This is a genomic window from Marinitoga piezophila KA3 (genome assembly GCF_000255135.1).
Taxonomy (GTDB): domain Bacteria; phylum Thermotogota; class Thermotogae; order Petrotogales; family Petrotogaceae; genus Marinitoga; species Marinitoga piezophila.
Window position 1 is genome coordinate 907,628 of sequence record NC_016751.1, and the last position, 24,837, is coordinate 932,464.

Annotated in this window: 27 protein-coding genes, 1 pseudogene and 1 riboswitch; of the genes and pseudogenes, 22 read left to right on the forward strand and 6 right to left on the reverse strand. The window is 24.7% G+C overall.

Translation table 11 applies throughout. From position 1 onward, the window contains the following. The 4 genes from rlmB to MARPI_RS04475 form a co-directional block, all read right to left on the reverse strand. On the reverse strand, positions 1 to 723 hold the full coding sequence (rlmB, locus tag MARPI_RS04460; protein WP_014296394.1) for a 23S rRNA (guanosine(2251)-2'-O)-methyltransferase RlmB: 723 nt from the start codon (positions 721 to 723) through the stop codon (positions 1 to 3). Position 724: 1 nt separating this feature from the next. Next, positions 725 to 1,147: a Mini-ribonuclease 3 gene (locus MARPI_RS04465; RefSeq protein ID WP_014296395.1), complete on the reverse strand. Its 423-nt coding sequence runs from the start codon at positions 1,145 to 1,147 to the stop codon at positions 725 to 727. 147 nt (positions 1,148 to 1,294) lie between these two features. Beyond that, entirely contained in the window at positions 1,295 to 1,699 is a 405-nt protein-coding gene (locus MARPI_RS04470) for a hypothetical protein (RefSeq protein ID WP_041638494.1), read from the reverse strand. Between the two features lie 272 nt (positions 1,700 to 1,971). Continuing rightward, entirely contained in the window at positions 1,972 to 2,889 is a 918-nt protein-coding gene (locus MARPI_RS04475) for a hypothetical protein (protein WP_041638496.1), read from the reverse strand. 294 nt (positions 2,890 to 3,183) lie between these two features. Here MARPI_RS04475 and MARPI_RS11290 point away from each other — a divergent pair, with 294 nt between their 5' ends. From MARPI_RS11290 to MARPI_RS04495, 6 genes are all read left to right on the forward strand, one after another. Beyond that, entirely contained in the window at positions 3,184 to 3,315 is a 132-nt protein-coding gene (locus tag MARPI_RS11290; RefSeq protein ID WP_014296396.1) for a hypothetical protein, read from the forward strand. Positions 3,316 to 3,409: 94 nt separating this feature from the next. Continuing rightward, positions 3,410 to 3,532 (forward strand): hypothetical protein, encoded by a 123-nt coding sequence (locus MARPI_RS11295; RefSeq protein ID WP_255370591.1) that lies wholly within the window; start codon positions 3,410 to 3,412, stop codon positions 3,530 to 3,532. 47 nt (positions 3,533 to 3,579) lie between these two features. Continuing rightward, positions 3,580 to 4,713 (forward strand): radical SAM protein, encoded by a 1,134-nt coding sequence (locus MARPI_RS04480; RefSeq protein ID WP_014296398.1) that lies wholly within the window; start codon positions 3,580 to 3,582, stop codon positions 4,711 to 4,713. Beyond that, positions 4,703 to 5,497, forward strand: coding sequence for a hypothetical protein (locus tag MARPI_RS04485; protein WP_014296399.1), 795 nt, complete (start codon positions 4,703 to 4,705; stop codon positions 5,495 to 5,497). The genes MARPI_RS04480 and MARPI_RS04485 overlap by 11 nt, the downstream gene beginning before the upstream one ends. Continuing rightward, positions 5,497 to 7,074 (forward strand): ATP-binding cassette domain-containing protein, encoded by a 1,578-nt coding sequence (locus MARPI_RS04490; protein ID WP_014296400.1) that lies wholly within the window; start codon positions 5,497 to 5,499, stop codon positions 7,072 to 7,074. The genes MARPI_RS04485 and MARPI_RS04490 overlap by 1 nt, the downstream gene beginning before the upstream one ends. Positions 7,075 to 7,169: 95 nt before the next feature. Beyond that, the gene (locus tag MARPI_RS04495) at positions 7,170 to 8,693 is read left to right on the forward strand and encodes an AAA-like domain-containing protein (protein ID WP_014296401.1); all 1,524 of its coding nucleotides are present in this window, start codon (positions 7,170 to 7,172) and stop codon (positions 8,691 to 8,693) included. 41 nt (positions 8,694 to 8,734) lie between these two features. Here MARPI_RS04495 and MARPI_RS11385 read toward each other — a convergent pair. Further along, positions 8,735 to 9,181 (reverse strand): annotated as a pseudogene (locus MARPI_RS11385) (hypothetical protein); the annotation flags it as partial. Positions 9,182 to 10,327: 1,146 nt separating this feature from the next. On the opposite strand from MARPI_RS11385, the gene MARPI_RS11090 reads away from it, so the two are divergent. From MARPI_RS11090 to MARPI_RS04535, 9 genes are all read left to right on the forward strand, one after another. Beyond that, positions 10,328 to 10,483 carry a huazacin family RiPP peptide gene (locus MARPI_RS11090; RefSeq protein ID WP_014296402.1) on the forward strand — a complete coding sequence of 52 codons (156 nt, stop codon included), beginning with the start codon at positions 10,328 to 10,330 and terminating at the stop codon, positions 10,481 to 10,483. A 17-nt stretch (positions 10,484 to 10,500) separates the two neighbouring features. Beyond that, on the forward strand, positions 10,501 to 10,656 hold the full coding sequence (locus MARPI_RS11095; RefSeq protein ID WP_014296403.1) for a hypothetical protein: 156 nt from the start codon (positions 10,501 to 10,503) through the stop codon (positions 10,654 to 10,656). A gap of 101 nt (positions 10,657 to 10,757) precedes the next feature. Beyond that, positions 10,758 to 12,149 carry a radical SAM protein gene (locus MARPI_RS04510; protein WP_014296404.1) on the forward strand — a complete coding sequence of 464 codons (1,392 nt, stop codon included), beginning with the start codon at positions 10,758 to 10,760 and terminating at the stop codon, positions 12,147 to 12,149. Continuing rightward, complete coding sequence (locus MARPI_RS04515; protein ID WP_014296405.1) at positions 12,146 to 13,372, forward strand: 4Fe-4S cluster-binding domain-containing protein; 1,227 nt, start codon at positions 12,146 to 12,148, stop codon at positions 13,370 to 13,372. Before MARPI_RS04510 ends, MARPI_RS04515 begins: the two co-directional genes overlap by 4 nt. Beyond that, complete coding sequence (locus MARPI_RS11100) at positions 13,373 to 13,543, forward strand: hypothetical protein (protein WP_014296406.1); 171 nt, start codon at positions 13,373 to 13,375, stop codon at positions 13,541 to 13,543. A gap of 15 nt (positions 13,544 to 13,558) precedes the next feature. Then, positions 13,559 to 14,470 (forward strand): ABC transporter ATP-binding protein, encoded by a 912-nt coding sequence (locus MARPI_RS04520; protein WP_014296407.1) that lies wholly within the window; start codon positions 13,559 to 13,561, stop codon positions 14,468 to 14,470. After that, complete coding sequence (locus tag MARPI_RS04525) at positions 14,454 to 15,086, forward strand: ABC transporter permease (RefSeq protein WP_014296408.1); 633 nt, start codon at positions 14,454 to 14,456, stop codon at positions 15,084 to 15,086. The genes MARPI_RS04520 and MARPI_RS04525 overlap by 17 nt, the downstream gene beginning before the upstream one ends. Positions 15,087 to 15,115: 29 nt before the next feature. Then, a complete protein-coding gene (locus tag MARPI_RS04530) occupies positions 15,116 to 16,771 on the forward strand; it encodes an ABC transporter ATP-binding protein (protein WP_014296409.1) in 1,656 nt (551 codons plus the stop codon). An 88-nt stretch (positions 16,772 to 16,859) separates the two neighbouring features. Next, complete coding sequence (locus tag MARPI_RS04535; RefSeq protein ID WP_014296410.1) at positions 16,860 to 18,383, forward strand: AAA-like domain-containing protein; 1,524 nt, start codon at positions 16,860 to 16,862, stop codon at positions 18,381 to 18,383. 42 nt (positions 18,384 to 18,425) lie between these two features. On the opposite strand, the gene MARPI_RS04540 is transcribed toward MARPI_RS04535, so the two are convergent. After that, a complete protein-coding gene (locus MARPI_RS04540) occupies positions 18,426 to 19,853 on the reverse strand; it encodes a hypothetical protein (RefSeq protein WP_014296411.1) in 1,428 nt (475 codons plus the stop codon). A 303-nt stretch (positions 19,854 to 20,156) separates the two neighbouring features. Between MARPI_RS04540 and MARPI_RS11300 the strand changes: the two genes are divergently transcribed. The 7 genes from MARPI_RS11300 to MARPI_RS04560 all read left to right on the forward strand — a co-directional run bounded on the left by MARPI_RS11300 (position 20,157) and on the right by MARPI_RS04560 (position 24,835). Further along, on the forward strand, positions 20,157 to 20,282 hold the full coding sequence (locus MARPI_RS11300; protein WP_014296412.1) for a hypothetical protein: 126 nt from the start codon (positions 20,157 to 20,159) through the stop codon (positions 20,280 to 20,282). Between the two features lie 144 nt (positions 20,283 to 20,426). Further along, entirely contained in the window at positions 20,427 to 20,549 is a 123-nt protein-coding gene (locus MARPI_RS11305) for a hypothetical protein (protein WP_014296413.1), read from the forward strand. A gap of 209 nt (positions 20,550 to 20,758) precedes the next feature. Further along, positions 20,759 to 21,415, forward strand: coding sequence for an SPASM domain-containing protein (locus MARPI_RS04545; protein ID WP_148265146.1), 657 nt, complete (start codon positions 20,759 to 20,761; stop codon positions 21,413 to 21,415). A 3-nt stretch (positions 21,416 to 21,418) separates the two neighbouring features. Next, positions 21,419 to 22,306, forward strand: a complete 888-nt coding sequence (locus tag MARPI_RS04550; protein ID WP_014296414.1) for an ABC transporter ATP-binding protein — start codon at positions 21,419 to 21,421, stop codon at positions 22,304 to 22,306. After that, positions 22,284 to 23,030, forward strand: a complete 747-nt coding sequence (locus MARPI_RS04555) for a hypothetical protein (RefSeq protein ID WP_148265147.1) — start codon at positions 22,284 to 22,286, stop codon at positions 23,028 to 23,030. Before MARPI_RS04550 ends, MARPI_RS04555 begins: the two co-directional genes overlap by 23 nt. Positions 23,031 to 23,046: 16 nt before the next feature. Beyond that, positions 23,047 to 23,172 (forward strand): hypothetical protein, encoded by a 126-nt coding sequence (locus MARPI_RS11310; RefSeq protein WP_014296416.1) that lies wholly within the window; start codon positions 23,047 to 23,049, stop codon positions 23,170 to 23,172. A gap of 242 nt (positions 23,173 to 23,414) precedes the next feature. Continuing rightward, positions 23,415 to 23,530: riboswitch (FMN riboswitch) on the forward strand. A 120-nt stretch (positions 23,531 to 23,650) separates the two neighbouring features. Beyond that, positions 23,651 to 24,835, forward strand: coding sequence for a bifunctional 3,4-dihydroxy-2-butanone-4-phosphate synthase/GTP cyclohydrolase II (locus tag MARPI_RS04560; protein WP_014296417.1), 1,185 nt, complete (start codon positions 23,651 to 23,653; stop codon positions 24,833 to 24,835). Positions 24,836 to 24,837: the final 2 nt, after the last annotated feature.

Below are 24,837 nucleotides of genomic sequence, written 5' to 3' on the forward strand. Positions count from 1 at the left end.
TTACTCGCCCCTCTTTTGTTTATATATTTCAAACAATAATATTCCAGCACTTACTGAAACATTTAGGGAATCTACATCATTTGCCATTGGAATTGAAATTAATGCATCACATTTTGATTTTACCTTTTCCCTTATTCCACTTCCTTCATTTCCCATAACAAGAGCAACCTTTCCTGTTAAATCGGTTTTATAATATACATTATTACTCATATCTGCACCATAAACCCAATATCCCTGCTTTTTTATTTCCTCAATAAACCTTGATAAATTGGTTACTTTCAATATTGGAATCCTAAAAGCCAATCCCACAGATACTTTTATAACTGTCGGAGTAACTTCAACGGAATTATCCTTTGGAATTACTATTAAATCAGCATCTGCCGCTATTGAAGATCTAATTATTGCTCCAAAATTGTGTGGATCCTGTAATTGATCAAGTATAACTATTGTGGCATCTTCTCTTAATGTTTCAAGTATCTCCTCATCCGCATATCTAAATTCTTTTCCAATATCTATAACAACGCCCTGATGTTTTGATATTCCTGACATTTTCTGCAATACCTTATCAGGCGCAAAAGAATAAGGATACTTGTTTTTTTCTGCAAGATTAATTAAATCGTTTAGTGTTTTATCCACTTTTTTGCTATCAGTAAAAAATATATTCTTAACGGGATACTTTGCTTTTATTATTTCCTTCAATACATTTCTTCCATAAACATACATTTTATTCTCTCTCCTTTAATAATTTTTTTGATTTTTCAAGTATATCGTTTAATCTAATATAATCCTTTTTCAAGAACAGATAGCCTATTACGGTTTCAAAAGCCGTTGCTTTTCTGTATTCAGGATCATTTCCTCTCTTTTTTGCACCCTTTGAATTTAATCCTCTTTTATATATATCAAATTCTTCTTCAGTAAAAACGTCTTTTAATTGATCTACAATTTTTGATTGAGCAGAAGCGCTTATATAATTTTTAGTTTCATTATGCAAACGCCCTGCTTTTTTTCTTCCATTATCTATTATATAATTAATAAAATATAGATTTAAAACAGCATCTCCAATATATGCAAATGTATCAACAGGTACTTCTTTTAAATCTCTAATATTATTTTGAAATAAACTTTCAAGCCCTTCAAACTCTTGCATTATCAGTCTCCTCTCATAATTTTATGCATCTTCATTATATCATAATTTATAATTATATTATTCTATTTAAAAACAGAAATTATGTAAATTTAATATATAATTTATAGAAAATAAATTAAAATAGTTCTTCCAGAAATTCTGGAAGAACTATTTTAAAAATCCCTCAATAATATCATCAATCAAAACTCTTTCATCATCTTCAAAAGAGTAATATCCTAAAGCAACACGCTTATAGCCTAAACCATATTTAAGAGCAAAATCCCTAACCTTTCCTTTTGGATAAGGAGTAATGGGCCATTTAATATCGTATCGAACACAATTTCTTAAAAAACCATCAAATATTCTCATTTCCTCATCACTGAGCTTAAAATAATTAAAAACAAACTCCTTAAAGTTCTTTGTTTTCTTAAAAAGCTCAGTGATGAGTTTTTTTCTTGCTAAATAAAATGGTGAAATATTATATTCCGCATCTTCAACATCTTCAGAATTCAATAATCTTCTTTCAGCTTTCTTCAAATCAAAATCACTCATCATAACATTAAAAAAATACATCTTCTTATAATCTCTTGAAAAAAAAGTTATAATTTTATCTCTGTCTTTGCTAAATATCAGCTTTAATAAATAATTTTTTGAAAAAAACAGTTTTTCAATTAACGATGTATATGTGGAAAAAAATAATATAGGAATATTATTTTTTGCAATATTTTTGAATTTTTCAATATTACTATTGAAAGTATTTTTAATATGAATCTTATAAATTTCATTATTTATGGCAAAAGGATAATCAGAATTAAATGAAAGATTATAATCATTAATAATTTTTTTTAATTCGGAAGATTTTTTTGATGGATGATAATTTTCTTTTTGGATTTTTTTGCTATAAAATTATTTAATTTTTTTGTTAATTCGTAATTTTTTATATTATCATTAAAAAGAAAATTGTTAAATTTATTATCAATATTAAAATCAAGATATTTATTATGTAGTTTAGAAACGATCTCAGAAATTTCAAAAATTCTGGAATCATTATTCATAAAATAAACCTCAAAAATAGTATCAAATTGATTGTACATTTTTGGTAAATCTTCAAAATAATAACCAAGATAATATTCAAGTAAATTAGCGGCATATACACTTTTATTTTTATCCTTTTTTCTCATCCACCATGCAGCATTATTTAAACCTGCACAGATCATAGTTGGATGAGGAAATTTTTTTGCTAAAATATATCCTTCAATAGTTTTCTTATATGTTTCATTATATTTCTTTTCATTTAAAAACTTTCTTGCTTTGAAATATTTTAGTAAAGACATTTGAACATAACTTTCATTATATTTATTACTGGAGATATTGATATCTTCTAAATTGTCATTATAAATAGAACTCAAATGTTTTAAGCTAGGAAGGATAATCTTTCTGGCATAATCCGAAATAAGAGAAAAAATTTTTTTCAAATGAAAATACTCTTTTTTTGCACAATCCTTTTTGTCCAGAATAATAAGAATTTTTATCTTTTCAAATCTTGCAAGCTCCTTTAGAGTTGTTGTTGTTGTTGAAATAATAATATTTGCATATTCAAGAGCAAGATTGTATTTCTTTTTCCATTTAGCTTTTAACAAATTAATATACAAGTTTAAAATACTATTTTTATCTATATTTTTTTTAACATAATTAAGAATAGGAATAGAATAGCTACCAAATTCAACAACATTAATAATTTTTTTTAAAGAAATTCCATTCATTTTAATCACCACGTATAAAAATTTTAATATAAATGTTTCATAAAAATTCAAAATAAGTAGGAACTAAAAATCAAAGAAAAATAGAAAGTAAAAAATTCAAAATAAAATTACTTAAATTATTAATATAAGCCCAATACAAGAAATATTACACATTTGTAAATAAAAACAAATTAATTAAAAATAAGATTTTTGCAGTATCTCAAATATTGATAAACAACGGATTTTGGTTTCAGGATTTACTTAATAAAATCACAAAATTTTATTGCTAAAATGAAAATTGTGGAGGTGAAACAGATGAAAAAAATTATATTATTAATATTAATAATATTTTTGTTTTCTATAAGTATTTTTAGTGATGAAAATAATGATGATGTTTACTCTACTGATTCAATCAATCCTCAAATTCAAACTGAATTTTCTGAGTAATCAACTAAAATCTATTTTATATTTTATATCTACGTAGATATTATATCAAAAATTTAAATTTTTTCAGCCGGCTGATAAAAAATGAAAAAAAGAGGTGAATTTAATGTATTTTGATGAAAACAAAAATGAAGCAAAGGAAGTTGTCATTATAACTCCAGATGCATGTTATATAATGATAGAAGAACATGGAACATTCACTGCACAATGTAACAGATAAAAAAATGGGGAATGAAATATTCCCCATTTCATTTAGGAGGACATAGTATGAAGATTTTTTGGATATCTATTACTGAAAATTGTAATTTAAATTGTAGATATTGTTATCAGTCTTTTAATAAAACACGTATAAATTTAAATAAATATACTGCACAAAGGGTTATTGAAATGATAAATTTGAGTAAACCTGATGTAGTACAATTTTTTGGGGGAGAACCTTTAATAAATTTTGATAATATTAAAAAGATAGTTTCTAATACTAAAGATAGTGTTAAGAAGTATTCATTAACAACTAATTTAACAATATTAAATAGTGAAATGATAAATTTTTTGAACAAATATGAATTTAGCCTTTTGATAAGCTTAGATGGGATTAAAGAATCCCATGATATTAATAGAAAGGATAAATTTGATAATCCAACTTTTGAGATTGTAGAAAAAAATTTAAAAAATTTATTAAATAAAGTTAATAAAAATAATCTTAAAATAGCAAAAACTCTTGATATCAATAATTACATATATTTATCAAGAGATTATTTTTACTTTAAAAAATTAGGATTAGATGTTGAAGTGAATGTTGATATGAATATTGATTTCTCTATAATTAATCTTGATATATTAAAAAAAGAAATAGAGATAATAGTTGAAGATATAATTAGTGAAAAAGAAAATAATATAAATTTTTGGATTATAAAGAGTGAATATGAATTTTTAAAACATTTGAAATCAGGAAAAAAAATTGTATATGCTTCAAGAGATTCATGCTATGATAAAGAGAATATGGCTATAGCAATTTCTTCGGAAGGTAACATTACACCATGTCATTTTTTTTCAGAAACCGATGATAAACAGGATTTTAAAAAGATTAATATCTATAATTTTAATCAAATTGAAGAAATAGAGTCATTTACAAGAGATTATTTTTCAAAAAATAATGATTTTGACTATTTTTCTGAAAAAGAAATATTGAATATTAGTATGAATGAATTAGTAAAAAAAGGTTGTGATAAATGTAAGTATTATTATCTTTGTGCCAATAGGATATACTACCATAATAAAAATCAGTGTTTTTATGCTAGATATAAATATAGAAAAGGACAAAAAAATAATAAAAATAATATTTGTATAAAAAAAATTATCTATGAATCATTTGAGAAAGTAGGGATAAAAAATGAATTATAAATTACTATATAGCGGTAATCAATCTCTGGATTTAGCTATTATTAATTATTTAGCTAAAAAAAATATCGAGTTTATATATAAAAATAATTCTATATATATTTCAGAAAATATATATAGAGAAATTTCACACATGGAATGTTTTTATAAAATACCTCTTGAAATAAAGAGAATGTTTGACAATGATGTGCCAGATGAAATAAAAAATATGTATTTAATGAAAAGAGAAAGGATTATTTCCAATTTTCCATTTGAAAATTTTATTGTAAAATATTATGCAATAAAAAACAATATAAAACTAGCTTATTATTATAAAGATAATGTTTTTGATCAATACCAGGAATTAAAGAATTTATTTACAATAAATAAGTTTGAAATCAAAGAACAAAATTACTATTCTGAAAAATTTATTAGTGTGTTATTTTTTCAAGGAGATATATATAATGGAATATATAATCTTTTGGCTAATATATATAATTTAAATGAATTTAAAGAGAATTTTTCTGGAATATTTTTTGATTATAATATAGCAAATGATAAAATAATATATGAGTTTGTATTTGAATACAATGAAGAAAATAAAAAGCGTTGTCTGGAAGAAATTAATCGATTTAAAAATCGTATTATTAAATTAAAAGGTGAGAAATTAAATAATTATATAAATCAAGGAATTTATACAAATTTTGAAGAGGATTTTTTATACAAATATAAAACTATGAATAAAGCTCCATTTTTAGAATTCATTTCAGAAAAAGTATATTTACCTCCAATGGAAAAGGTGATATAATGAAAGGATTTAAAATTTTTGTAAAAAACAACAAGTGGAATATAATTATTCTAACAGTAATTACAATGTTGATGGTTTTTGTATCACTGTATGTTTCAAAATACACAAAAATCTTCTTTGATGAAGGATTTGTGAATAACAATATTTCAATAATAAAAGAAAGTATTTTTCTCCTTATGGGATTATATATAGGATTATTTTTCCTGAATTTGATACAGAACTATGAATCAGTCAAATTTCTATATAACGGAATGCTTGCAATAAGAAAGGAAATATTTAAGAAAGTTTTGAAAACCGATTATAATTATTTTGTAAATAATCCAACAGGAAAAATATGGGGAGAAATTTATACACCGCCTAATAGAGTTGGTATATTTTATACATCATTAATTTTTTTACCAGCTGACATTGTAGAAGCATTTGTATATACATATATAATCTATAAAGCAAGTATTGTCGGTGGTATAATACTTTCATTATTTATTCCTTTTTTAATTTTGATAAGTTATTATACAGGAAAGAAAATAAGAAAATACGAACAGAAGATGCTTGATTCATATAGAGCGATGATGGGAAATGCAATGGATATATTATCAATGGCTAAAATAATAAAGACCAATAATAACGACGATTATTTTTTAAATATATTTAAAAAGAATCATGAAGATATGAATAACGCAGCAATAAGCACCAATGTTTTGACTACATTATGGGAAAATATAATATTAATAGTAACCGCATTATCACCATTAATTATAATATATTATGGAAATACACATATGTCTTCGTTTAAGCTTACTCAGGGTGAATTAATTGTAATATATATTTTCTCTCCATTATTCTTTAATTCATACAAGAAAATATACAAAAAATTTCTCGATTTCTATGGCGTAAAGCCATATATAAAAACAATTGAAGAACATTTGAGTTTGGAAGATGAAAAACTCGGTGAAAATAAGTTAAATAAGGGAAATTTAGAAATTCATAACTTTGAATATAATTATGGAAATAAAAAGGTAAAAATCCCTGATATAAAAGTAAATAAAGGAGAAAAGATTTTAATTCTTGGTGAAAGTGGAAGAGGGAAAAGCACAATGTTTAATGCAATAATTGGAATATTAAAAGATTATAATGGAACGATAAAAATAGGAAATAAAGATATTAAAAACATTGATATAGAGGATTTGAGAAAAAAGGTAAAACTTGTTCATCAAGAAGGATATGTATTTAATGGAACGTTAAAAGAAAATATTTTAATGGAATTGAATAATATTTCTGAAGATGAATATAAGAAGATTTTGAAAATATTGAAATTAGAAAAATTGGAAAAAGAAAAAAATGGAATAATAAATAAGGATAAGATATCAGGTGGGGAAAAAACAAGGATAAATCTTGCCCAGGTTTTGTTAAGAAAACCAGAAATATTACTTTTAGACGAAACTCTCTCTTCCGTTGATGAAGAAATGGAAAAAGAAATACTTCAGGAAATAATAAAAGCATATCCTGATATGACAATATTAATGATAACGCACAGAAAAAGTATAGCGAATTTTTTTGATAAAATAATAGAGTTGTAAAATTTTATAGAATAATAATTTCATAAAATAATCAAATGAGGCGAAAGCCTCATTTTTTTTGATATGGTATAATTGAAGGGTAGGAGGTGGAAGTGATGAGGATGTTTTGTACATCAGGACCAGTTGATAAGAAAACATGCTATTATGTGGAAAGACCGGATATAATGGAAGAAGCGCTTAATCATATAGAAAACTGGAGATACTTTACAGTATCTGCACCAAGACAGAGTGGGAAAACCACGTTGTTGAGGGATATTGTAGAAAAGATAAAAGATAAATACCTAACGATATTTATTTCATTTGAAAGTTATGGAGAAAAAGATAAAGAAGATTTTCTTGAAACATTAGTGATGGATATAGTTGATGATATTGAATATAGATATAATGAAAAAATAGAATTACAAATCCCCAAAAATATAGATAATATAAGAATATTACTAAAAGAATTATATAAAAAATTTGGAAGAGAGATAATTTTAATGATAGATGAATTTGAAAGATTAAATGAGGAGATAATAAATGAATTTTTACATGTAATAAGAAGTGTATATCATAAAAAGGAAATATATAAACTCCGAAGTGTAGTATTAATCAGTGTAAGCTATTTAAGCGGGATATTAGAAGACAACGCAAGTCCATTTAATATAGCAGAACATATGGAAGTACCATACTTTACAAAAGAACAGGTATATGACTTACTCTCACAACACGAAAAAGAAACAGGACAATTATTCGATGAAAAAGTAAAAGAATTAATATGGCATAACGCAGCAGGGCAACCTGGACTAACCAATGGTCTTGCATATGATTTAGTAGCAAAAAAAGCAAAAGGAAAAAAGATAATAACAGAAAAGCATTTTGAAAAAACATTATATGACTATATAAAAAAATACATAGACAAAAATATGGAAAATATAATATCAAAAGCACACGAAGAAAAAGAAATAGTAATGCAGATACTATTTGAACCAGAAAGCGTTGAATTTGATATAAGTGATGAAAGAATAAAATTTCTGTATTTACATGGAGTAATAGATGATTGTGAAGGGAAATGTTGTGTAAAAGTACCGTTATACTACAAAAAATTATATAATCATTTTAAGCCAAAAATAAACGGAGAAAAAGATTACATAATAAACATATATGAAAATCTATCAAAATACTTTACAAAAGAAGGAAAATTAAAAATAAACGAATTAATGAAAAAATACATAGAATACATAAACAAAAGAGGAGCGGTAATGTTCAAAGGAAAGAAACTATATGAAGGAGTATATCAATATAATCTTGATATATTCTTGAGCACATATATGGAAGAATTGGGAGGAGAAGTATTAACGGAGGTAGAAGTAGGAGGAGGAAGAATAGACTTATTGGTAAGATATAAAGAAGAAAAATATTTAATAGAAATAAAAAGGAATCCTGGTCCGAGAAAATTTCAACTGGCAAAAAAACAATTAGTAGAATATTTAAAAAGAAGTGGCTTAAAAGAAGGCTGGCTTGTGATATATTCAGAAGCAATAGAGGATTTCAAACATGAAATAGAAGAAATAGATGGAGTAAAAATCAATGTATGGTTTATAAAAACGAACTTTGAAAGTCCATCGAAAGTGAATTAAGATAATTCTATTAAAATAGTTCTTCCAGATTTCTGAAAGGGTTATTTTAAAAACCTTTCAATAATATCATCAATCAAAACTCTTTCATCATCTTCAAAAGAGTAATAACCAAGAGCAACACATTTTTGACCGAGACCATATTTAATTGCAAAATCACGAACCTTACCTTTTGGATAAGGAGTAATGGGCCATTTAATATCGTATCGAACGCAATTTCTTAAAAACACATCAAATATTCTCATTTCCTCATCACTGAGCTTAAAATAATTAAAAACAAACTCCTTAAAGTTCTTTGTTTTCTTAAAAAGCTCAGTGATGAGTTTTTTCTTGCTAAATAAAATGGTGAAATATTATATTCCGAATCTTCAACATCTTCAGAATTCAATAATCTTCTTTCAGCTTTCTTCAAATCAAAATCACTTATCATAACATTAAAAAAAATACATCTTCTCATAATTAGCAGAGAAGAATTTAATAATCTTATCCTCCCTTGCTAATTCTCTTAACATTGTTGTTGTCGAAATAACTTTATTTGCATAAAATAAACCTTCTAAAATATTGATAAATAGCGAATTTTATTTTTAAAAAAACACTTGCAAGTCGTGTTAGAAAGGATAAAATAAAAAAATAAGGTGAAAGAATGGAATTTGAAATGAACCCCGGAAAAAAATTTATTTTCTAATAATCAGGTCATTTTTTATAAAAATCATAAAATAAATTAATGATTATTGTCCTTTGAATTAAACAAAAAAATAACAATAAAAATATATCAGATGATATAATAATTATGTAAATTTATCGAATTTATCAAAATAAAAATTAATTGTAATTTTACTCGAATTTTACATTTTATATTGACATCTTTTTTTTTTTTTGCTAAAATTATTGTGAATTAAATAAGTGAAAATAATATCTTTTAATTATACAATAATATAATATAAAAATTATCCATTTATTGGGTTTTATCTTGAATTATTAAGTTATAAAATTCACAATATTATCTCTAGTATTATTAAATAAATCACATAATACCTAAATAAATTTCAAAAATAATTTTGAATTACACTTGTGGATAGTTAGAAATATTATTTAAATATAACTGAGCAAGTTCTATAATCAAAAAATTTTCATTTCTCAGCCGGCTGAATTTTTCTCGTGCCAGATTTTATAAAAATTATAAAATCAATAAACATTGAAAAATACTTATAAGATGTTGTGAAAATCCTGTAAACAAAACATTTATATAATTGACACTATAATTTTTATTAATCTCTTCAAAAATAGAGAGAAAATAAAGTAAAGATTAAATAAAAATATTACAGGAAGTAAAACCGAAAAAAGAAGAAGAAAATAGAAAAAATGGAAAGAAAAATAAGAAAAAATCATGTAAGGAAACAAAAAAATAATAACCTTATTTGTTATTTTACTACTAATGTCAGCTAACATTGTTTTTGCTGGAAATATGATGAATATAAAATAGATTTAACCAATCTTCGTATCCAAATTGAGATTTTTAAGTGAAAAGGTTTGAGGTTAATAGTAAATCGAATGAATTGATATTACATATCTAATAAATTATGTATATCTTTTTATTTATCCCCCGGGCTAAATAATAATTTATTGGAGGAGATATAATGAAAATAGTTAATGATGAAAAAAATGAAAGTTTAAAATGTTTCGTTGTTTGTTCTGGTACATGTATTGTTATTTGCACTTTGGATACTCTTACACCGCTTTTAGATGCGATGGGTGTAGCAACATATGCTAAAGCAGAACAAACATCATTATAAAAGAGGAGTTGATTTCTATGAAAATAATTAATGATAATAACAAAGATGAAGGGTTATTATGTATTATAGGATGTGGAGTAATTTGCAGCATAGGATGCCAAACTGATTCCCCAATAATTCCTGTAATGGATGCAGCTGCGGGAATTTCTGGGAATATTGCTGCTATGGATTAAGATACTAAATTTTAATAATATTTTATATTGCCTGGGGGCTTTTTAAAAAACAATTTGATTATTCATATAATATGAAAACAATATACACGAGAGGTGAAATAATGAAAGGATTTTTTTTTAAAACAAAAAAAGGAAATGAATATTTTTATGATGATATTACAGGAAATGTTATATTTGTAAAGTCAAAAAATGATATTAAAAAATTACAAAGTAATTATCGAAAAAAGTATTTTTATGATAATAAAAAAATTAATGTTAAAAACATTAAAAATTATATCAAAAACAAAGGAAGTAAAGAATTATTTTTTATTGTTACTGAAGATTGTAATCTTAGATGTAAATATTGTGCATATTCTGGAGAATATTCTAACATGAGGACACATAATAATGTATATATGGATTATAATATTGCTAAAAAAGCTATTGATAAATATTTTTCTGATATTTCGAATACACAAAAAATAAACCCATATTTTATTCCAGCTATTGGTTTTTATGGTGGAGAACCTTTAATTAATTTTGATTTGATAAAAAAAACAATAATGTATATAAAAAATAAAAAATACAAATGTCATTTTACTATCACAACAAATGGAACTATATTAAACGATGAAATAATAAAGTTTCTTGCTGAAAATGAAGTTTCTCTTGCTTTTAGTCTTAATGGTTTTAAAGAAGAACATGATAGATTACGAGTATTTTCAAATCAAAATGGAACATTTGAAATTGTGTATAATAATTTATTAAAAATAAAAGAAAAGTATCCTTTCTATTATAAAAAATATTGTTCTATAATTGCCTGTTATGATTATGGAACAGATTTATTTAAAATGAAGGATTTTTTTGACAATAGTAATTTATCAGAAAGACTTATCAGACTTAATATGATAGGAAGTTCTTATACTAATTGGTATAACCAATACTCAAAAGAAAAAAAAGAAAAATTCTTTTCTCAAATGAGAAAACTCAAAAATTTATACTTCCATAAAATTAAAAAAAATGAAAATGATAAATTTTTATCTTTATTATTTGGGTTATCGTATTTTGCGATACTCAATAGAAATATAAATGTAAATTTATATGAAATTAGACCTTCTTTTCTTCCGTTTACAGGAACATGTGTTCCAGGAGAAAAAATAGCAATTTCACCTTCTGGAGATTTACATTGCTGTGAAAAAATTAATTATGATTTCCCTATTGGCAATGTTGAAAACTGGTTGGATTATTCAAAAATAGAAGAAATCGTGAAAAAATACAATAAAAAGTTAAAATCAGAATGTTTAATATGTCCTGTGTCAAGATTATGTCCTCTTTGTTTTGCACTATTAGCTGGAAATGGAGAATTTAAAAAAGATCCACCGGATATTTGTGAAAATGTCAAAGAAGGAATAAAAAAATCTTTCGAAGAGATTTGGAATTTACTGGAGGAAGGAGTTAATATATTTGATTTAATAAAGTTTTCAAAATATAAACAATGTGGGGTGTATATATGAAGAATAAATATTTTAAATTAAACAAAGATTATATTTTAGTTGTCGGAAAAGAAAATAAAGGTTTAATTTACGACTTAAAAGATGGAAATATGATAGAATTAGAGAAAACTTGGACTGACGTTTTAGTACAGCTAGAAAATGGCACTAAAGTTGAAAATGTAAAATCATCCTATACATATGAAGTCATAGAAAAAATCAAAGAAGAAACAATGGGAGAATTTTATGATAATTTTATATATGAAGAGAAAAATCGTAAAGGTACGATTTTACCTCCACAAGGTATGCAGAAATTACCACCTATAATTCAAAAATGCTATATCCAAATACCATCAGATTGTGATTTAAATTGCAAATTTTGTTTTTCCTTGAAAAGTTATCCGTGTTTTGTATGTACCAAAAGTTCAAATATAAATTCTATTGATTCAAAAATATATAAAACATTTCTAAATAAATTGTTAAATTTAAATGTTCATAACATAATATTTTATGGAGGGAATCCTCTTCCTTATATAAATACAGAAGACTTATTAGATATATGTTTAAATAATGAAAAAAGACCAGAAATCTGGATTTTACTTCATTGGATGCATATTAGAGATAATAAAATATTAGAATTAGAAAAAGAAATATACAAAAAAATAAATTTCTATATCATATTTTCTACAAGTGATATCTTTGATAAAGAAAACGAAAAAAATATTTCTTCATTTATGGAAACGTTAAATTATATAAAAAAATATACGAAAAATTTTGAATTAACTTTTGTACAGGATAGTGATGAAATACCCGAATTTGAAATTAAAGATACGCTGGAAATTATAATAAATAAGTATAAAACAAAAATATATATTTCAGAACTTTTAGATGAAAATAATAAGAGTTTTATGAATCATTCATTTATGAGAATAACTCCCGAAATTTTCTGGAATAATTATTATTATCATCCGTGTTTGAATGGAACCATAACCTTGAATGCAGAAGGAAAAATATTGCCCTGCCCATCAATGGAAAATGAAATAATTGGAGATATTACAGAAAATGAAAATATTCTTAAAGAAATATTTTTAGAAAACAAAATAGATAAATATTGGGAATTACATCTTGGAAAAATAGATAAATGTAAAGAATGTATATATAGATTTGGTTGTTTTGAATGTAGAGCAATAGAAACAAAAATAACTAAAAAATTAAATGGAAAAATATTATGTAAAGAAGGTGATTAAATGGAGTTAAGTGTATTTCTTATCATTATTACTGCTGTGATAATATATTATATTTTCAGAATAAAAATGGAATATGAAGAAGGGACACTGAAATATTATTTAAAAAGTCAGTTGAAACATTTTATAGTTATTATAATTATATTAACATTATTCTGGATAATACTAAAATAAGAGGAGAGGATATATATGGAAATAATAAAATTCAAAGGAGTAAAGAAGAGATATTATAGCGGGACAGAGGCATTAAAAGACATACATTTTTCAGTAAAAAGAGGAGAAATAATAGGTATAATAGGTCCCAATGGCGCCGGGAAAACCACATTAATAAAATTAATACTTGGATTATTAAAACCGACAGAAGGCGAAATAGAAATCTTTGGAAAAAACATAAAAAACATAAAAAAATTAGAAAGGAATAAAATAGGTATGGTGCTTGATACACCGGGATTATATGATGATTTAACAATAGAAGAGAACATAAAATTCTGGCAAAAAGTATATAAGAAGAACAATAATGAAATTTGGAATTTAATTGATAGATGGAAATTAACAGAAAAGAAAAAAACATTGATAAAAAATCTTTCGGCAGGAATGAGGCAAAAGGTTGCAATATTAAATTCATTATCGCATGATCCTGAATTAGTAATAATGGATGAACCCACATCAAACCTTGATCCTGAAGCCAGGAGAGATATAGTGGATTTTTTGAAAGGTTTTAAAGGAACTGATAAATCATTGATAATAACATCACATGATTTATTTGATATAGAAAGGATCTGTACGAGAATAATATTTCTCAGGAAAGGGAAAGTAATAGTTGATGGAACATTAAAAGAAATGAAAAAAGCATTAAAAATAGAAGATAAAGTAAAAATTATAGTTAGTCAAAAAATACCTGAAAGAATAATAAGAGAAAACAACATAAATCTATCTGATGAAAAAACAACAATTATACCAGAAGAAAAGCTTGATAAAATATTGGAAATATTCAGAAAAGAAGGAATTGATGTAAAAAGAATAGAAGACGAAAAAACAACACTTGAAGACATGTATATCTCAATTGTCAGGGAGGATGAAGAAAATGTGGGCTATAATTGAAAAAGAATTAAAAACATTTTTTCGTAAAAAGAAAGAAAGAAATTTATTTTTTATAGCAATGATAATATGGGCAGTAACAATACATTCAGGAAAAAAACATATATACAATCCATATTTTACTGTATGTGTATTAGTTTCTTTTTTTATTCCATATATATTTGGATGGATAGCTTTTAATGAGGAAAAAAAGAATAAGAATCTTTTATATTTATTATCTTCCCCACTTGATATAAAAGAGGTGTTTGCAGGTAAAATCATAGCTTTATTTATATTTACAATAGGTATAGAAATTTTACTTATAGCAATAGGGATGATAATAAATCCATTTGCTGCAGGGATATATCCAACAGTTTCTGATTTAATTACATTAATTCTTACAATACCTGTAGGAATGACAGTAATAAGTGCCATTATGGGAATTAGTCTTATGATTCTGGATAATCCATTTATAATAAGAATAGTACTATTTTTATTAATTTATTTTTTTGCTTTTAAAGGCGAAAAAATAAAAGAAGTACTTATAATGTCTGAATGGTATTACATACTATTGGGAATATTACTAATAATAGGAATAATATACTTAACACCACTTATTCTTAACAAAGAAAAAATTTAGAAATGAATTTGATAATCAGGAGGAAAGAAATGGAAAACATAAAATTTCTCTATAAATACACAAAAGGACATAGAGGAAGATTGACGATATCGATGATAATGATGATAATATTATCGTATGTATCAATAATGCCAGCAAAATACTACAAAGAAGCGATGGATAATGGGATACTGACAGGTGATTATGAATATTTAAAAAAGGTTTGTATGACATTAATAGTGATATACGTATTAAAAAGTATATTGAATTATATAACCTCAAAAATATTTATAATCAGCAGTCAGAGTATAATATTTGAAATAAAAAAGGATCTATTAAAAAGGGTATTAAAATTACCAATGACTTTTTTTGAAGGAAAAGAAACGGGATATATAATGGCAAGAGTTGGAGAAACTGATAAATTACAGATATTATTTTCACAACAAACATTTAAAATATTGATAAGTATAATAGAATTTATAATAGTGTTATATATATTGATGAAATATAATATAAAACTGACATTAATCGCGCTGGCAATAATGCCGTTATATTATATAGTAACAAGTAAATTTATGGGAAATATATCAAAAATTTCAATGGAATTGATGGAAAAAGGCGCAAAAATGAGTGGGAAATTAGAGGAAAGTATAAGTGGAATAGAAGAAGTTAAAAATTTAAATATAGAAGAGAAAGAAACCAAAAAGAATATAGATTATAACAAAGAATTTGTAAAAACAGCGATAAAACAGGGAATATTATACTCAATAGGAATGGAATTGTTAACATTAATAAGTGCAATAGCAGGTGTAATAGTACTATTATATGCTGGAAAAGACATAATTTTTTCAGGATTTACAATAGGAGGATATATAGCCTTTGCAAACTATATAGGAAAATTATATGCACCTGTAATACAGCTAGGAACAACAACATTAACAATACAGCCAGCAGTGAATTCATTAAAAAGAGTAAAGGAAATAATGGAGGAATTAACAGAAGAAGAAAAAAATATAAATGGTGAAGAATTGACAGAAGAGATAAAAAAAATAAAGATGGAAGATATAGAATTTTCATATGATGGAAAAACAAAAGTATTGAAAGGTATAAATCTGGAAGTAAAAAAAGGGGAAAAAATAATAATAAAAGGACCAAATGGGTCAGGAAAAACAACATTGATGAAATTGCTATTGGGGATATATGATGGATATAAAGGAAGAATAATAATAAATGAAAAAAATCAAAAAGAAATAGATATAAAATCATTGAGAGAAAGGTTTGGAATAGTATCGCAGAAAATATTCCTATTTAACGATACAATAAAGAATAACATAATGTATTCATCAAAAGAGATAAAAGAAGAAAAATACAAAGAAATATTGAAGAAAAGCAATTTGGAAAAATTAATAGAAAAATTTCCATTGAAGGATAATCATATGATAACAAATAATGGGCAAAATTTATCAGGAGGACAGAAACAATTAATTGCAATAGCTCGAGCACTGGCAAAAGGAGCAGATATATTCATATTCGATGAAGCAACAGTGCATATAGATAAAGAAACAAAAGAAACAATAAAAAGGATAATAAAAGAGGAATTAAAAGATAAAATATGTTTTATAATAACTCACGAAGATAGTTTTGATGAGATAGGAGATAAAATAATAAAATTAAAAAACATTGAAGAAGTTTCTATGTTTGAATAAGTAAAGAAAATTGCTGGAATTAATCAAATGAGGCGAAAGCCTCATTTTATTTTGATATGGTATAATTGAAGAATAGGAGGTGGAAGTGATGAGAATGTTTTGTACATCAGGACCTGTTGATAAGAAAACATGTTATTATGTGGAAAGACCGGATATAATGGAAGAAGCGCTTGATCATATAGAAAACTGGAGATATTTTACAGTGTCTGCACCGAGACAGAGCGGGAAAACCACATTATTAAGAGATATTGTAGAAAAAATAAAAGATAAGTATTTAACAATATTTATCTCATTTGAAAGTTATGGAGAAAAAGATAAAGAAGATTTTATTGAAACATTAGTGATGGATATAATTGATGATATTGAATATAGATATAATGAAAAAATAGAATTACAAATCCCCAAAAATATAGATAATATAAGAATATTACTAAAAGAATTATATAAAAAATTTGGAAGAGAGATAATTTTAATGATAGATGAATTTGAAAGATTAAATGAGGAGATAATAAATGAATTTTTACATGTAATAAGAAGTGTATATCATAAAAAGGAAATATATAAACTCCGAAGTGTAGTATTAATCAGTGTAAGCTATTTAAGCGGGATATTAGAAGACAACGCAAGTCCATTTAATATAGCAGAACATATGGAAGTACCATACTTTACAAAAGAACAGGTATATGACTTACTCTCACAACACGAAAAAGAAACAGGACAATTATTCGATGAAAAAGTAAAAGAATTAATATGGCATAACGCAGCAGGGCAACCTGGACTAACCAATGGTCTTGCATATGATTTAGTAGCAAAAAAAGCAAAAGGAAAAAAGATAATAACAGAAAAGCATTTTGAAAAAACATTATATGACTATATAAAAAAATACATAGACAAAAATATGGAAAATATAATATCAAAAGCACACGAAGAAAAAGAAATAGTAATGCAGATACTATTTGAACCAGAAAGCGTTGAATTTGATATAAGTGATGAAAGAATAAAATTTCTGTATTTACATGGAGTAATAGATGATTGTGAAGGGAAATGTTGTGTAAAAGTACCGTTATACTACAAAAAATTATATAATCATTTTAAGCCAAAAATAAACGGAGAAAAAGATTACATAATAAACATATATGAAAATCTATCAAAATACTTTACAAAAGAAGGAAAATTAAAAATAAACGAATTAATGAAAAAATACATAGAATACATAAACAAAAGAGGAGCGGTAATGTTCAAAGGAAAGAAACTATATGAAGGAGTATATCAATATAATCTTGATATATTCTTGAGCACATATATGGAAGAATTGGGAGGAGAAGTATTAACGGAGGTAGAAGTAGGAGGAGGAAGAATAGACTTATTGGTAAGATATAAAGAAGAAAAATATTTAATAGAAATAAAAAGGAATCCTGGTCCGAGAAAATTTCAACTGGCAAAAAAACAATTAGTAGAATATTTAAAAAGAAGTGGCTTAAAAGAAGGCTGGCTTGTGATATATTCAGAAGCAATAGAGGATTTCAAACATGAAATAGAAGAAATAGATGGAGTAAAAATCAATGTATGGTTTATAAAAACGAATTTTGAAAGTCCATCGAAAGTGAATTAAGATAATTCTATTAAAATAGTTCTTCCAGAAATTCTGGAAGAACTATTTTAAAAATCCCTCAATAATATCATCAATCAAAACTCTTTCATCATCTTCAAAAGAGTAATAACCAAGAGCAACACGCTTATAACCTAAACCATATTTAAGAGCAAAATCACGAACTTTACCTTTTGGATAAGGAGTAACGGGCCATTTAATATCGTATCGAACGCAATTTCTTAAAAACACATCAAAAACTTTCATTTCCTCATCTCTGAGCTTAAAATAATTAAAAACAAATTCCTTAAAGTTCTTTGGTTTCTTAAAAAGCTCAGTGATGAGTTTTTTTCTTGCTAAATAAAATGGTGAAATATTATATTCCGAATCTTCAACATCTTCAGAATTCAATAATCTTCTTTCAGCTTTCTTCAAATCAAAATCACTCATCATGACGTTAAAGAAATACATCTTTTCATAATTAGCAGAGAAGAATTTAATGATTTTATCTTTATTACCTTCAAAAATCAATTTTAAAATATGACTCTTTGTAAAAAATGGTTTTTCTATTAATGCTGTATATGTTGAAAAGAATAATATTGGAATATTTACTTCTTTTTGTTTTCTAAATTTAATAGTATTTTCTTTAAAATTCTTCTTTATTTCTTTTTCAAATTCTTTTGAATAAAAGCTTCTATTAAATTTCTTATCGAGATTTACTTCAGGAAAAATCTTTTTTAGTTCATTTACTATATTACATATTTCAGAAATACGCATATCATTATTAATCTTTTTTACTTCAAAAATAGTATCAAACCAGTTATAGGTATAATTTAAATCTTCGAAATAATAGCCAATATAATATTCAAGTAAATTAGCTGCAATCAAATCTTTCTCTTTACCTTCATTCATTATCCACCATGCAGCATTATTTAAACCAGAACATATCATAGTTGGATGTGGAAATTTCTTTGCAAGATTATATCCTTCTATAAATAATTTATATGCTTTATTATAATTTTCTTTTTTTATTTCTTTTCGCGCTTTTGAATATTTTATTATTGATTTTTCAACGTAACTTTCTTCGTAATTTTTACTCCATAATCGTATACAATCATAATTTTCTTCATATATTGAAACAAGATATTTTAATCCTGGAAAAATTATATTTCTTGCATTTTCAGAAAGATTTTTAATACCTTTTTTTAATTTCATATATTCTTTTTTTGATTCCTCAAATTTATTTTGTTTTAATAATATATCTATTTTTTCAAATCTTGCTAATTCTTTTAACATTGTTGTTGTTGTTGTTGAAATAACTTTATTTGCATAAAATAAAGCTTTGTCTAAATCTTCATTCCATATTGATTTTAATAATAGCAGATAGAATTTCAAAGATTCATCAATAATATATGGATAAATGTAATTAATAACCGTTCTTGAAAAATAACCATATTCAACTATATTCAGAATATCTTTTATAGAAAAATCCATTTTTAACCTCCAGGACACTGTGTTTTAATTATGTTGTTACTATCGAATTTTTAAAACCCGGGGACTTTGTTCTTAACATTTGTTTGTAACATAAACACATAAATAAAAAATCGCCAGAATCCTGAATATAAAAAATTTTAAAAAAATTTGGTAAGTTTGTGAGAAAATCGTGTGTTACATGAATTAATTAAACTGTAACGAAAATCAACTTCTGAAACACTGATAAATAGCGGATTTTTATTTTAAAAAAAACACTTGAAAGTCAAATGGAAACTGGTATAATTTTTCACCGGAGGTGAAATAGTGAAAAAAATCATTTTAATAATAGGCATAATGATAATTTTAAATTCAATAATCTTTTCTGGAGATGAGGTGGATAAAAAATATTCAACTCGTTCTTTAAATCCTCAAATTGAATTTTTTAAATAATAAACAATCTATTTTTCTCTTTTTATATCTGCATAGATATTATATCAAAACTTTAAATCTTTTCAGCCGGCTGGATTATTCTGGTGCCAGAAACTTAATTACTATTATAACTTATTAAATATAAAAGAGCAAGGAGGTTATAAAATGAAAACCATTAAAAAATTTAAAATTTTAGAAATAGGAACATACAATGTTGAAGAACCTAATTTTTGTGGATTTTGTTCATTTTGTAGTCCAATATGGGGTAAAAAAGTATTAACTAAATAATTTCTTTTACCTGGATCCAGGTTTAAAAGATATCCCCAAAATATATAGATTTTAATTGTTTAAAAAAGATAAAAATATTAGGAGGTGATTATAATAAAATATTACACATCATTTTATAATATATATACTCCAATAAATGATAATATAGTCATTTTTAATACATTAACAAGAAATTTGATTTCTATGGCAACAAAAAATCTCATGATAAGTTGAGATTATTAAATGATACGGGAAGTTTTGATATTGTTTTTAATAATTTTGTATTATTAACTAAATACTTTGAAGGTGAAATAACTCTTAGAATGAATATAAATGAAAATAATATAAATAATGCAAAAGAATTTTTAAAATATTTAAAAAAAGAAAAAATCAATAAAAAAATATCAAGTTTATCATTTTCACCTATATTTTCATCCCAAAAAGAAATAAGAAGGTATGGACATGAAAGAAAAATAAATTTAGAATTAGAAAGCAAAATTGCGAATTTATATCTTCAAGCGGCAAAATTCGGCTTTAAAATAGATAAAGAATTTGTTGGAGGCCCATGTTCTGTGTCTCTTGATTTATCTTTCGCTGTTGATGAAAATTTAAATATATATTCATGTCCTGGAACTTTTTACGAAGTTAAAGAAGGATATATAGATGAAAATAGTAATTTAAAAATTAATAATTCTAAGTGGTATGAAAATATAAGTTATGAACCTGAATGCATAGAAAATTGCAATTATGCACCAATTTGTTATGGAGGATGTAGATGGATGGGTGGAAATAATAAAAAAGGTGTTTGTAAAAAAGCCTATCTAGATAAAAATATTCAAACGCTGATAAAAGCTTATGTTATAAGCAATTATCCTCTGGAGGTATAACAAATGGAAGAATTATTAAAAGTAGAAAAAATAAGCAAAACATATCCAAATGGAGTAAGAGCAAATAATAATATAAATTTTAGTTTAAAAACAAATGAAATTATTGGATTAATTGGTCCAAATGGAGCAGGAAAAACAACATTAATAAGACAGATTTTAAAATTATTGAAACCAACTTCAGGAAACATTATTATAAATGATAGAGTGAAAAAAATTGCATATGTACCGCAATTACCGATTTTCTTTCCATCACTTACAGTTGAAGAAAGTATAAAAATACCTTTAAAATTAGAAGGGTTAAATTCGCATGAAGTAAGTTATAAAGTAGAAAAAATACTTTATGAAACAGGATTAGATAAAATAAAAAAAGAATACAATTATACACTTTCAGGTGGTCAAAAAAAACTAATTATGATTGCATTAGCTTTTTCACAGGAACCTGATGTGGTAATATTGGATGAACCCACTTCAATGGTTGATATAATAAACAAAGAAAAAATATGGGATTTAATAAAAAAATACAGAAAGGGAAAAGGAATATTACTAGCAAGTCATGATATGAATGAAATAAAAAATTTGGCTGATAAAGTAATTATAATCACAAATGGTGAAATTATATATAAAGGTAAGATTGAAGAAATAAATACAAAAGTAAAAACACCTGTTGAATTAAATATATCAGTTAAAAATATAGAAAAAATAGAAAATCTTATTAGAAGAGAAAATATTGTATATAATTCAAATGAACATAATTATTCTTTATTCTTTTCTGAGTTATCAGAAGCTTTGAGTTTTCTTGAAAAAATAAAAAAAGATAATTATATAAAATATTTAAAAATTGAATACCCATCCTTTGAAAAAGGAGTGTATGAACTTGTTAAAAATATTTAATCAAATAAAAACAGGAATAGAATTAGAATTTAAAGGAATGAGAATGTTTAAATTTCAAATATTTGTAAGTATGATATTAATACCTTTTTCTTATTTAATAATTGTTTTATTAAATAAGAATTCAAATATAGATTATTTAATTAGCGGATTTATGGTTTCAATGATGATAGGAACATATTTTGGAATACTTTCTTTGAGAGTTTCAAACTTAATGCAAACTGAAGTTATTGAATTATATACAATTTTTTCTGTTTCAAAGACTGTAATAGTAATATCGATGGGGATAACATATTTTTTGTTAACGCTACCAATTTTTGGAATATCTTATATTTTCATGATATCAAATAATACAGAAAAATTTTTAAGTACCTTGGTACCGTTATTAATAGGAAATATCTTTTTAATTCTAATCTCCATAACAATTGGATTAAAAGTGAGAAATTATTATACATTAATGGGGATAATGCCTCTTGTGAGTTATATTTTAATAATAATTTCCCCTATTTATTACCAAATAAAAACTCAAAATATAATAGTAAAAAGTTTACTATTTTTGAATCCAATTACTCATATATTGAATATATTAAGAGTGGGATTAAATGAAAGCTATATAATTTTCTCCTCAAAGTATTCTTATGGAATAATAATTATTATTTCATTATGGCTAATATTTTATATAAATAAAAAATTAAAAGATATATATATTTTAGAAAAAATATTTTGATAAGGAGGTGAAATTGATGAAAAATAAGAATAAAAAAATTAAAATATTAGAAATCGGTAGTTATAATATTGAAGAACCAAACTTCTGTAAGTTTTGTAAATTTTGTAGTCCAATTGGTGGAAAAATAGTTTTAGTCCCCTAAAGAAAATATATTAATTAATATCGATTGAACGCAATTTCTTAAAAACACATCAAAAAGTCTCGTTTCCTCATCACTGAGCTTAAAATAATTATAGTTGGTTATAAGCTATTAGTAGTTCATTTTTCTGTTATTCTCATTGCTGCAAAATATATTGCTTTTATTATCAATGATTCATTTGTTGGGAATACGTTTTTATTTTTTTGTTATTTTTTTATAAAAATGTGATATAATTAAGAAAAGTTAATACTCTCCGGGGCAGGGTGAAATTCCCGACCGGCGGTTAAAGCCCGCGAGTCTTCGGACTGATCCGGTGAAATTCCGGAGCCGACAGTGAAAGTCTGGATGGGAGGAGAGAACAATATAATTTATATAGACATAAATGCATAAATTTGCGTTTGTGTTTATATATGTAATATATATTAAATCAGGCCCTGGAGATATCCAGGGCTTTTATTTTTATTTATAAGGAGGTTTTCACATGGATAAGGAAATTCTTACAAAAACATTTTTTTCAAACAAACCTATAATCCTATGGGATAAAAAAAAGGAAAATGAAGCTGATTTTGTGTTTCCAGCAGAAATGGCAAACAAGGATATTATTAATTTTTTAATATCCAATGGTAAAGGATTATTATGTTTAGCATCTGAAGAAAAAAATCTTTTACAAAGAGGGTTTTTTAAACTTCCTTCTAATAATGCTGATATACTTAATACCAATTATTTTATTAGTATTGATCATAAAAAAACAATAACCGGTATTTCTTCAAAAGAACGTGCAAAAACTATAAAATCTATCTCTGAAAATACCACAATAAACGATTATAAATATCCGGGCCATATTCAATTATTAGGAAGTATCGGATTAAATAAGAGAAAAGGACATACAGAAAGTTCTATTGAATTAATGAAATTATTGGGTTTTAAACCTTTTTCTATATTAATTGAAATTTTAGATGAAAATGGAAATTCCCATAATTTTAATTATATAAAATCATTATCTCAAAAGTTTAAAATCCCCATAATTTCTGTAGAAGATATAGCTGTTGAAGTATTTAAAAGCAATCTATATGTAACTCCAATTTCTGAAGCAAATCTTCCTACACAATTTGGTTCTTTTAAAATTATAGGTTTTAAAAATAATTTTGATGAAAAAGAACATTTTGCAATATATACAGGTAATTTAAAAAACACACCTTTATTAGTCAGAATACATTCCGAATGCGTTACTGGTGATGTGTTAACTTCAAGAAAATGCGATTGCGGAAGTCAATTGCATCTTGCAATGAAAAAAATACAGGAAAACGGCTCAGGTTTAATAATTTATTTAAGACAGGAAGGTAGAGATATAGGAATTACAAATAAAATAAAAGCTTATGAATTACAGGATAAGGGTATGGATACAGTAGAAGCAAATGAAAAAATTGGTATGCCAGCAGATAATAGAGATTATGCAATAGCAGCACAAATTTTAAAATCATTAAACATTAAAAACATTATTTTAATGACAAATAATCCTGATAAAGTCAATCAATTAAAAAAATATGGTATCAATGTGATAAATACAATACAGCATATAGGCGAAGTAACGCCAGAAAATAAATTCTATTTAAAAATCAAGAAAATAAAAATGAATCATAATCTTTCAATTGAGGAGGTAATATAACT

What these genes read in the sequence shown, in the direction of transcription:
- rlmB (WP_014296394.1), bottom strand. Translation starts at nt 723, where the DNA reads ATGTATGTTTATGGAAGAAATGTATTGAAGGAAATAATAAAAGCAAAG.
- MARPI_RS04465 (WP_014296395.1), bottom strand. Translation starts at nt 1,147, where the DNA reads ATGCAAGAGTTTGAAGGGCTTGAAAGTTTATTTCAAAATAATATTAGA.
- MARPI_RS04470 (WP_041638494.1), bottom strand. Translation starts at nt 1,699, where the DNA reads ATGTATTTTTTTAATGTTATGATGAGTGATTTTGATTTGAAGAAAGCT.
- MARPI_RS04475 (WP_041638496.1), bottom strand. Translation starts at nt 2,889, where the DNA reads ATGAATGGAATTTCTTTAAAAAAAATTATTAATGTTGTTGAATTTGGT.
- MARPI_RS11290 (WP_014296396.1), top strand. Translation starts at nt 3,184, where the DNA reads ATGAAAAAAATTATATTATTAATATTAATAATATTTTTGTTTTCTATA.
- MARPI_RS04480 (WP_014296398.1), top strand. Translation starts at nt 3,580, where the DNA reads ATGAAGATTTTTTGGATATCTATTACTGAAAATTGTAATTTAAATTGT.
- MARPI_RS04485 (WP_014296399.1), top strand. Translation starts at nt 4,703, where the DNA reads ATGAATTATAAATTACTATATAGCGGTAATCAATCTCTGGATTTAGCT.
- MARPI_RS04490 (WP_014296400.1), top strand. Translation starts at nt 5,497, where the DNA reads ATGAAAGGATTTAAAATTTTTGTAAAAAACAACAAGTGGAATATAATT.
- MARPI_RS04495 (WP_014296401.1), top strand. Translation starts at nt 7,170, where the DNA reads ATGAGGATGTTTTGTACATCAGGACCAGTTGATAAGAAAACATGCTAT.
- MARPI_RS11090 (WP_014296402.1), top strand. Translation starts at nt 10,328, where the DNA reads ATGAAAATAGTTAATGATGAAAAAAATGAAAGTTTAAAATGTTTCGTT.
- MARPI_RS11095 (WP_014296403.1), top strand. Translation starts at nt 10,501, where the DNA reads ATGAAAATAATTAATGATAATAACAAAGATGAAGGGTTATTATGTATT.
- MARPI_RS04510 (WP_014296404.1), top strand. Translation starts at nt 10,758, where the DNA reads ATGAAAGGATTTTTTTTTAAAACAAAAAAAGGAAATGAATATTTTTAT.
- MARPI_RS04515 (WP_014296405.1), top strand. Translation starts at nt 12,146, where the DNA reads ATGAAGAATAAATATTTTAAATTAAACAAAGATTATATTTTAGTTGTC.
- MARPI_RS11100 (WP_014296406.1), top strand. Translation starts at nt 13,373, where the DNA reads ATGGAGTTAAGTGTATTTCTTATCATTATTACTGCTGTGATAATATAT.
- MARPI_RS04520 (WP_014296407.1), top strand. Translation starts at nt 13,559, where the DNA reads ATGGAAATAATAAAATTCAAAGGAGTAAAGAAGAGATATTATAGCGGG.
- MARPI_RS04525 (WP_014296408.1), top strand. Translation starts at nt 14,454, where the DNA reads ATGTGGGCTATAATTGAAAAAGAATTAAAAACATTTTTTCGTAAAAAG.
- MARPI_RS04530 (WP_014296409.1), top strand. Translation starts at nt 15,116, where the DNA reads ATGGAAAACATAAAATTTCTCTATAAATACACAAAAGGACATAGAGGA.
- MARPI_RS04535 (WP_014296410.1), top strand. Translation starts at nt 16,860, where the DNA reads ATGAGAATGTTTTGTACATCAGGACCTGTTGATAAGAAAACATGTTAT.
- MARPI_RS04540 (WP_014296411.1), bottom strand. Translation starts at nt 19,853, where the DNA reads ATGGATTTTTCTATAAAAGATATTCTGAATATAGTTGAATATGGTTAT.
- MARPI_RS11305 (WP_014296413.1), top strand. Translation starts at nt 20,427, where the DNA reads ATGAAAACCATTAAAAAATTTAAAATTTTAGAAATAGGAACATACAAT.
- MARPI_RS04550 (WP_014296414.1), top strand. Translation starts at nt 21,419, where the DNA reads ATGGAAGAATTATTAAAAGTAGAAAAAATAAGCAAAACATATCCAAAT.
- MARPI_RS04555 (WP_148265147.1), top strand. Translation starts at nt 22,284, where the DNA reads ATGAACTTGTTAAAAATATTTAATCAAATAAAAACAGGAATAGAATTA.
- MARPI_RS11310 (WP_014296416.1), top strand. Translation starts at nt 23,047, where the DNA reads ATGAAAAATAAGAATAAAAAAATTAAAATATTAGAAATCGGTAGTTAT.
- MARPI_RS04560 (WP_014296417.1), top strand. Translation starts at nt 23,651, where the DNA reads ATGGATAAGGAAATTCTTACAAAAACATTTTTTTCAAACAAACCTATA.